This window comes from Aquiflexum sp., from assembly GCF_977115555.1.
Genome location: NZ_CDSBKL010000209.1, coordinates 1 through 7,268 on the forward strand (window position 1 = coordinate 1; position 7,268 = coordinate 7,268).

At 41.5% G+C, this 7,268-nt stretch carries 11 protein-coding genes; 8 read left to right on the plus strand and 3 right to left on the minus strand.

Annotated features, from left to right (window positions below; genetic code table 11):
• Positions 1-128 precede the first annotated feature (128 nt).
• The 4 genes from ACZFYI_RS12755 (at position 129) to ACZFYI_RS12770 (ending at position 3,256) form a co-directional block, all read left to right on the plus strand.
• The gene (locus ACZFYI_RS12755; protein WP_462524515.1) at positions 129-335 is read left to right on the plus strand and encodes a putative signal transducing protein; all 207 of its coding nucleotides are present in this window, start codon (positions 129-131) and stop codon (positions 333-335) included.
• Positions 319-1,176 (plus strand): phosphatidate cytidylyltransferase, encoded by an 858-nt coding sequence (locus ACZFYI_RS12760; RefSeq protein ID WP_462524516.1) that lies wholly within the window; start codon positions 319-321, stop codon positions 1,174-1,176. Before ACZFYI_RS12755 ends, ACZFYI_RS12760 begins: the two co-directional genes overlap by 17 nt.
• Positions 1,177-1,247: 71 nt before the next feature.
• A complete protein-coding gene (locus ACZFYI_RS12765) occupies positions 1,248-2,525 on the plus strand; it encodes a Glu/Leu/Phe/Val family dehydrogenase (protein WP_462524517.1) in 1,278 nt (425 codons plus the stop codon).
• A 71-nt stretch (positions 2,526-2,596) separates the two neighbouring features.
• Complete coding sequence (locus ACZFYI_RS12770) at positions 2,597-3,256, plus strand: phosphatidylserine decarboxylase family protein (RefSeq protein ID WP_462524518.1); 660 nt, start codon at positions 2,597-2,599, stop codon at positions 3,254-3,256.
• Positions 3,257-3,265: 9 nt separating this feature from the next.
• Here ACZFYI_RS12770 and ACZFYI_RS12775 read toward each other — a convergent pair whose 3' ends face one another.
• Both ACZFYI_RS12775 and ACZFYI_RS12780 read right to left on the minus strand, forming a co-directional pair.
• A complete protein-coding gene (locus ACZFYI_RS12775; RefSeq protein WP_462524519.1) occupies positions 3,266-3,724 on the minus strand; it encodes a Clp protease ClpB in 459 nt (152 codons plus the stop codon).
• Between the two features lie 50 nt (positions 3,725-3,774).
• A complete protein-coding gene (locus ACZFYI_RS12780; RefSeq protein ID WP_462524520.1) occupies positions 3,775-4,152 on the minus strand; it encodes a hypothetical protein in 378 nt (125 codons plus the stop codon).
• Between the two features lie 121 nt (positions 4,153-4,273).
• On the opposite strand from ACZFYI_RS12780, the gene ACZFYI_RS12785 reads away from it, so the two are divergent.
• The 4 genes from ACZFYI_RS12785 to ACZFYI_RS12800 all read left to right on the plus strand — a co-directional run bounded on the left by ACZFYI_RS12785 (position 4,274) and on the right by ACZFYI_RS12800 (position 7,083).
• Positions 4,274-4,876, plus strand: coding sequence for a trimeric intracellular cation channel family protein (locus tag ACZFYI_RS12785; protein ID WP_462524521.1), 603 nt, complete (start codon positions 4,274-4,276; stop codon positions 4,874-4,876).
• A 92-nt stretch (positions 4,877-4,968) separates the two neighbouring features.
• Complete coding sequence (locus ACZFYI_RS12790; protein ID WP_462524522.1) at positions 4,969-5,952, plus strand: TRAP transporter substrate-binding protein; 984 nt, start codon at positions 4,969-4,971, stop codon at positions 5,950-5,952.
• 58 nt (positions 5,953-6,010) lie between these two features.
• The gene (locus ACZFYI_RS12795) at positions 6,011-6,478 is read left to right on the plus strand and encodes a TRAP transporter small permease (RefSeq protein ID WP_462524523.1); all 468 of its coding nucleotides are present in this window, start codon (positions 6,011-6,013) and stop codon (positions 6,476-6,478) included.
• The gene (locus tag ACZFYI_RS12800) at positions 6,475-7,083 is read left to right on the plus strand and encodes a TRAP transporter large permease subunit (protein WP_462524524.1); all 609 of its coding nucleotides are present in this window, start codon (positions 6,475-6,477) and stop codon (positions 7,081-7,083) included. Before ACZFYI_RS12795 ends, ACZFYI_RS12800 begins: the two co-directional genes overlap by 4 nt.
• On the opposite strand, the gene ACZFYI_RS12805 is transcribed toward ACZFYI_RS12800, so the two are convergent.
• Positions 7,028-7,246, minus strand: a complete 219-nt coding sequence (locus ACZFYI_RS12805; protein WP_462524525.1) for a hypothetical protein — start codon at positions 7,244-7,246, stop codon at positions 7,028-7,030. The genes ACZFYI_RS12800 and ACZFYI_RS12805 overlap by 56 nt on opposite strands.
• Between the last annotated feature and the right edge of the window lie 22 nt (positions 7,247-7,268).

The window sequence follows — 7,268 nt, forward strand, 5'->3', positions numbered from 1 at the left end:
ATTGGGAAAAATAGAATTCAATATTGATGAGACAGATCAGGTATCTTTACCTATCGCGATCGTGAGACTTTTGATTTTGTTGATTGGATTAAGGGTATTCAAAGAAAAAACTCAAAATATTGGAACAGATGGATAACTGGCAGAAAGTGTTCTCAGATGGCTCTCCTGTAAGGGCCGAGATTGTCAAATCAGTCTTGGAGGAAAACGGCATTCCTGCAGTCGTGATGAATAAAATAGAATCTGTCTACCGGATACACGGACAGTATGAGGTGATGGTCCCTCAGGTTGAGTTTTCGAAAGCACAAAATATTGTCAAAAATGAGATCTCCTTTTAGAGTCAGAGACAGATTTAACATTAACAATTACAGTAATCTTGGCCAAAGGGTAATCACAGGTATCATCGGTGCAGGTATCATCGTAGGAGGTTCCATAATTAGTCCTTGGCTCTATTTCTTGATTTTTGGTTTAATTCTGGCATTTTCCCAAATGGAATTCTATAAGCTTTCGGGACTTGACGGTATGTTGCCGTTAAAAAGTTTTGGGACATTTTTGGGCCTTAGTATTTTTACACTCTCTTTCTTTATTGGAATGGAGCACCTGAATGAGAAATATTATTTTCTGATCTTTCCATTGGTTTCCCTGGTTTTCTTTATCAAATTATACAGGAAGTCGGACAAAAAGCCATTTACAGGCATTGCCTATACTTTCCTTGGATTGTTTTATGTGGCAGTTCCTTTTTCATTACTCAATGTAGCAGCATTTTCAGTGGATGGTACTTTCCATTATGAAGTGATTGTAGGCTCTCTTTTTATTCTTTGGGCCTCAGATTCAGGTGCATATTTTGCAGGAACCAAATTTGGGAAAACCAAGCTTTTTGAAAGGGTCTCTCCAAAAAAATCCTGGGAGGGATTTTTGGGTGGTGCTGCATCAGCATTTCTCGTTGCGTATTTTCTTGGCAAAAATTTTAAATCCATCGAGGAATGGCAATGGCTTGGAATTGCGACGATCATTATCATCGCAGGAACTTACGGAGACCTGATAGAATCACTATTCAAGAGAAGTATTGAGATCAAAGATTCCGGAAAATCCCTACCCGGGCATGGCGGTTTTATGGACCGTTTTGACGGATTGTTATTATCAGCCCCATTTATAGCTGCCTTTTTGAAAATCTTCTAATTTTGACTGTGGCATATTAAAAAACTCCTTAATATTGTACCATAATCATCAGTCAACTAAATAAACCCAATATGGCTTACATTGAACCGGCTCCGATCAAGGATAAAGAAAATCCGCTGGAGTCCATGATGGAAAGATTTCACATTGCAGCAGAAAAATTAGGACTTTCTGACGAAGTCTATAACGTACTTAAAAATCCTGCCAAACAAGTAATTGTTTCCCTTCCGATTACCATGGACAATGGTAAAATCAAGGTTTTTGAGGGAATTCGGGTAATCCATTCCAACATTTTGGGGCCTGCAAAAGGTGGGATCAGGTTTGCTCCTGATGTTCATCTCGATGAAGTAAGGGCCCTTGCTGCATGGATGACATGGAAGTGCGCTGTCGTCGACATCCCCTATGGTGGAGGAAAAGGCGGAGTGCGTTGTAATCCAAGGGAAATGTCTGCCGGAGAAATCGAAAGATTGGTAAGGGCTTACACCCTCGCGATGATTGACGTTTTTGGACCTGACAAGGATATCCCTGCGCCTGATATGGGAACAGGTCCAAGGGAAATGGCTTGGTTGATGGATGAATACTCCAAAGCACATGGAATGACGGTCAATGCTGTTGTGACAGGTAAGCCATTGGTATTGGGTGGTTCATTGGGAAGGACAGAAGCCACTGGTCGTGGTGTGATGGTGACTGCTTTGGCAGCTATGCAAAAATTGAAAATCAATCCTTTCCAAGCAACATGTGCGGTCCAAGGATTTGGAAATGTGGGTTCATGGGCAGCTTTGTTGTTGGAAGAAAGAGGCTTGAAGATATTGGCAATTTCTGATATTTCTGGAGCGTATTTCAATGCCAATGGGATCAATATTCAGGAAGCAATTGCATACAGAGATGGCAATAAAGGCACGCTGGAAAATTACTCTGGTGCCGAAAAATTACCTGATGCCATGGACCTGCTAGAATTGGAAGTGGATGTTTTGGTGCCTGCTGCCGTGGAAGATGTCATTACCATTGCTAATGCAGATAAAATCAAAGCTAGACTCATTGTAGAAGGTGCCAATGGTCCTACTTCTGCAAAGGCAGATGCCATCCTGAATGACAAAGGAATTATGGCTGTACCGGATATTTTGGCCAATGCCGGCGGAGTTACTGTTTCTTACTTTGAATGGGTCCAAAACCGACTAGGTTATAAATGGACTGCCGAAAGGGTAAACAGAAGGTCAGACCGTATCATGAAAGATGCCTTTGACAATGTGTATGAGGCTTCGGTCAAATATAAAGTACCTATGAGAATTGCTGCATACATTGTAGCCATCGATAAAGTAGCAAAAACCTATACCTTTAGGGGTGGTTTTTAAGGTCGAAAAAAAGATTTTACTATATTTGGGGCGTGAAAGTCAGCTTTCACGCCCTTTCAATTTTATAGCCCATGAGTATTCATAGAGAAGGTAGGACTTTGTTATTTTGGCTGTTGCTAATCTTGGTAGCAGTTAACTTTGGATTGAACAAGTGGATTCCGGAACAGGAAACCGTCCTCAATGTCATCTTGCTGATCAGTATTGTTTTCTATCTATTGATTCTACAGTTTTTTAGGAATCCTTACATTCAGCTTCCAAACGAAGAAAAATTAGTATTTGCCCCAGCGGATGGCAAAGTGGTTGTCATTGAAGAAACTACCGAAACGGAATACCTGAATGACAGAAGAAAACAGGTGTCTATTTTTATGTCACCGATAAATGTCCATGTCAACAGGTCGCCAATCGCAGGTGTAGTGGAGTTTTTTAAATACCATCCAGGCAAATACCTAGTGGCTTGGCATCCTAAATCGAGCACTGAAAACGAACGGACCACCATGGTCTTGACCCACAAAAGCGGTGTAAAAATCCTTGTCCGACAGATTGCAGGGGCTTTGGCACGTCGCATCAAATGGTACGTCAAAGAAGGGACTCCGCTTGCTCAGGGAGGAGAATTCGGTTTTATCAAATTTGGATCAAGAGTAGATGTCTATCTTCCTCTTGATGCCGAAATCTTGGTAAGCTTAGAGGAAAAAACAAAGGGAGGAAGGACTCCAATCGCAAGGTTGAAATAAGTTGAAGGCTTATCTCTTTTTCCAAATTAAGAAACCCAGAATTAGCGTACTCAGAAAGAGTATTAAAGTGGTCCATTCGTAGGTTCGGCTTTCGGATTTTTCAGCTATTACCATATCCTCTTTTTCTGCCAAAGTCCGTTTCAGCATGGCTATTTCTCTTTCCTGCTTCTGAGAAATAAATTTGTAGTCGTTCTTTTCGTAGGTGATTTCGGTCTTTTCGATCTCGCTGAGAAGCTTCAATTCTTCGATGATCTGATTGTCCTTTTGGATGATGCGTTCCATCCATTCATTGGTTTCGATCATGTCTTTCTTGGTTCGGTTTCCAAAAATCCCGGTTTTTTTAGACTCAGAGGCCTTCCAAGCGGCATGCATATTTGTCCTTTCGGAGACGAGTTTATCTAGCTTAGCTTGGGCAAAAAGAGAAATAGGCACAAGCAGCAACAAGAGCAAAAGGTATCTTTTCAGCATCTTAAGTTTTTTTTTCTTATTTTCTTTCAAAAGTTATGCCGATCCTCAACTTACCTTGTTTTTAATTTTGCTCCTGTTTTCCGCTTTATAGTTCCTCTTCTTCTTTTCCCGTTGGTATAGAAATTATACATAAAATTGATGGCAAAAACTGTAATAGTAAGGGGGATGAACAAATCAGGAGCCATTATTTTGATTCCAAAAAGTATCAGCAGCGAAGCCAATATACCTGTTTTGAAAGTGGTGTGGCTTTCGGGATATACTTTCCCGATCAAATAGAGACTCAATCCTTCGATCAATAAAATAACTATAATCAGGTAAGTCAGCATTTCTTTCATCGTGGTATCGCTGGACCAAACCACCCAGGCAAGGCCTGCCGCGACTAGAATCAAACTCGCAGATTGTATCGATACGTTCAGTCTTTCTCTCATAGGTTATTGGGTTTTAGGTTACCTGATTAAGTTAGCGATTTAACCTTTAAATTCAAAAATCGATCTCTTACTTTTTCAAAGACTTGAAATAGGTTTTATTTGGGAAATATTCCAAACTGAAATGGACCTTCAATACCCCCTTGAACTGATCGGTACTTTTGTATTTGCCATTTCCGGAGCTTTGGCAGTCCGGGATAGGGAGCATGATATTTTTGGGGCGGGGTTCACTGGGTTTATTACGGCGATCGGTGGCGGTACGCTGAGAGACGTTCTTTTGGGTTCCTATCCATTGGTTTGGATTGGGGATGTCTATTTCCTGTATGCAATATTTGCAGGGATTTTCACGGCATTTATTTTCCCGAGAATCATGCTAAAACTCAGGAGAACCATGTTTTTGTTTGACACTTTGGGGATAGCTTTTTTTACTGTTTTGGGGGTAGAAAAATCCCTGAGTCTTGGGGTCAGACCTGAGATTGCAGCCATCATGGGCATGTTTTCAGCTGTGATGGGTGGGGTCATCAGGGATACACTTGTCAATGAAATCCCCATACTTTTCCGCAAGGAAATTTATGCTTCCGCTTGTTTGGCAGGGGCAATCCTATATCTGGTACTGAACTATTTTGGCTTGCACCGGGATATCAACCTGCTGATTTCCATTTCGGTGACCATCAGTATCAGGCTGATTCCAGTTAGGTACAAGTTGAGCCTTCCGAGGTTGGATTGAGAGAATAATGAAAGGTTTGGTATGAAAGCAGATTTTTTTCAATAAATTATTGATCCTTTACATTTTGAAATACTTGCAGTTTCCAAACCCAAATGATCAAAAACTTAGTCCATTGTTTTCTGGTACTCTTTGCTTTGTCTGCCTGCAAGCAGCCGGGATCAAAAATTGAACCTGAATATATCCTTCGATTTGGTCACTTAGCCAATGAAAACAACATTTGGCATAAGGCAGCTCTGAAGTTTGCTGAGGAAGTGTTTGTCCGCTCGGAAGGAAGAGTAGAAGTAAAAGTCTATCCCAACGAACAGCTTGGAAAAGAAATGGACATGATCACCGGGATTTTGGGAGGGAGTATGGACATCATGGTCACGGCCGAATCTCTTGAAAACTGGAGTCTCCCTTATGCCATTTTATGTGCCACACCTTTTGCAATCCGAGATTCTGACCATTTGCAGAAAGTAGCGGGGGGACCTATAGGAAAGGAAATTGAAGCACATATCACCGAAGTGGCGGGATTGAAGCCTATTGCCTGGTTTGAGCGGGGAGCAAGAAACCTGACCACCAATGTACCTGTGAGACAGCCCGATGATCTCAAAGGATTGATCATCAGGGTTCCAAATGTTTCACTTTATGTGGCCACTTGGAGTGCGTTGGGTGCCAAACCCACTCCAATGGCTTTTTCGGAAGTGTTTACCTCTCTGCAACAATCCACAATCCACGGTCAGGAAAATCCCTTTGCATTGATCAGAAATGCAGGGCTCTACGAAGTGCAGAAATATTGCAACATGACCGAGCATGTCAAAGGATGGGCTTATGTCGTAATGGGTAACAAGAAATTTGAAAGCATGCCGGCAGATCTCCAACAAATCATCTTGGAATCAGCCCATGTCATGCAGGCATATGAGCATGAACTGTACCTTGAACAGGAGGAATTGGATCGCCTATTTTTGGAAGAGAAAGGAATGGAGTTCATTGAAGTGGACAAAGAGGCATTTGAAAAGCTTGCAAGTGAAGCTGTCATGGCGAGTTTTACAGAAGAACAAAAAAAACTGTATAAGAGAATTCAAGAGGTAAAATGAGATCAGACTGGCTTATGGTCTCATTTCTCAAATCTCATGTCTTATATCTTAATATATTATGAAATCAAACCTCGACATAATATTGGAATGGGCCGTAACCATCAGCTTCATGATGATGATTATCACAGTCATGATTCAGGTGGTCGCAAGATATGCCTTGCCTTGGTCACCGCATTGGACTGAGGAAATGGCAAGATTCTGCTTCATTTATATGGTGAGCTTGGGTGCAGGACTTGCGGTCAAGGACAGGTCTTATATCAATGTTTCGATATTTTTGGATTGGCTGGACAGCAAATCAAGGCTTTGGATGGATACAATGATTCTTTTGGCAATCATTCTTTTGATGTTGTTCATGTTTGTTTTCAGTATTCCTTTGATTGAGATCGTGAGTCTTCAAAATTCAGCTTCGATGAAAATCAACATGGCTGTCATCTATTTTTCGATGAGTGCTATGTCCTTCTTGGTGCTGTTTTATAGCATTTTGGCGATCAGGTCAAACCTTAAAAAAATCCTGCGCGGCTCATGACAATTCTCCTGTTTCTGGTTTTCCTTGTTTTGTTGATTGTTGGAGTGCCTATCGCATTTGCTTTGGGATTGGCATCCTTTGTATACCTCCTTTTTTCAGATTTGCCTTTTATTGTCATTCCCCAAAAAATGTATGCAGGATTGGATGTTTTTGTATTGTTATCTATTCCGGGATTTATTTTGGCCGGCAATCTGATGAATGCAAGCGGCATCACCAACAGGATCATCCAATTGTGCAATGCATTGTTTGGGCATATCCGAGGTGGTTTGGGCTTGGCAAATGTAGGCGCATCCATGTTGTTTGGAGGAATTTCGGGGACAGCCATAGCAGATACGGCGAGTATAGGTTCGGTGATGATTCCGGCTATGGAGAAAGAGGGTTATGATACTGACTTTTCCTGTGCAGTCACGGCAACTTCATCTACGATCGGACCGATTATTCCACCGAGTATCCCCATGATTATTTATGCGGCTTTTGGGGGCGTCTCCGTGGGCAAGTTATTTTTAGCCGGGGCGGTTCCAGGTTTTTTGATGGGCATTTCCTTGATGGTTATGATTTACATCGTCTCGATAAGAAGAAAATATCCTCGTTTATGCCGTCCATAGAAAAACCAGGGTTGCGTTTCATAACGTCTTGGTATAAGGTAACCAAAAATTCGGCACAGCCCAAAGAACCTCCTGGATGTCCAGAATTTACTTTGTGAACCATGCAAAGAATGTCTCTCCGCACTTGTGTTGTAAAATCGTGTAGTTGTTGTGTGTTAGACATTTATAAAAAAATATTTGTTATT

Coding starts and splice junctions, on each gene's coding strand:
- ACZFYI_RS12755 (WP_462524515.1), top strand. CDS start 129: ATGGATAACTGGCAGAAAGTGTTCTCAGATGGCTCTCCTGTAAGGGCC.
- ACZFYI_RS12760 (WP_462524516.1), top strand. CDS start 319: ATGAGATCTCCTTTTAGAGTCAGAGACAGATTTAACATTAACAATTAC.
- ACZFYI_RS12765 (WP_462524517.1), top strand. CDS start 1,248: ATGGCTTACATTGAACCGGCTCCGATCAAGGATAAAGAAAATCCGCTG.
- ACZFYI_RS12770 (WP_462524518.1), top strand. CDS start 2,597: ATGAGTATTCATAGAGAAGGTAGGACTTTGTTATTTTGGCTGTTGCTA.
- ACZFYI_RS12775 (WP_462524519.1), bottom strand. CDS start 3,724: ATGCTGAAAAGATACCTTTTGCTCTTGTTGCTGCTTGTGCCTATTTCT.
- ACZFYI_RS12780 (WP_462524520.1), bottom strand. CDS start 4,152: ATGAGAGAAAGACTGAACGTATCGATACAATCTGCGAGTTTGATTCTA.
- ACZFYI_RS12785 (WP_462524521.1), top strand. CDS start 4,274: ATGGACCTTCAATACCCCCTTGAACTGATCGGTACTTTTGTATTTGCC.
- ACZFYI_RS12790 (WP_462524522.1), top strand. CDS start 4,969: ATGATCAAAAACTTAGTCCATTGTTTTCTGGTACTCTTTGCTTTGTCT.
- ACZFYI_RS12795 (WP_462524523.1), top strand. CDS start 6,011: ATGAAATCAAACCTCGACATAATATTGGAATGGGCCGTAACCATCAGC.
- ACZFYI_RS12800 (WP_462524524.1), top strand. CDS start 6,475: ATGACAATTCTCCTGTTTCTGGTTTTCCTTGTTTTGTTGATTGTTGGA.
- ACZFYI_RS12805 (WP_462524525.1), bottom strand. CDS start 7,246: ATGTCTAACACACAACAACTACACGATTTTACAACACAAGTGCGGAGA.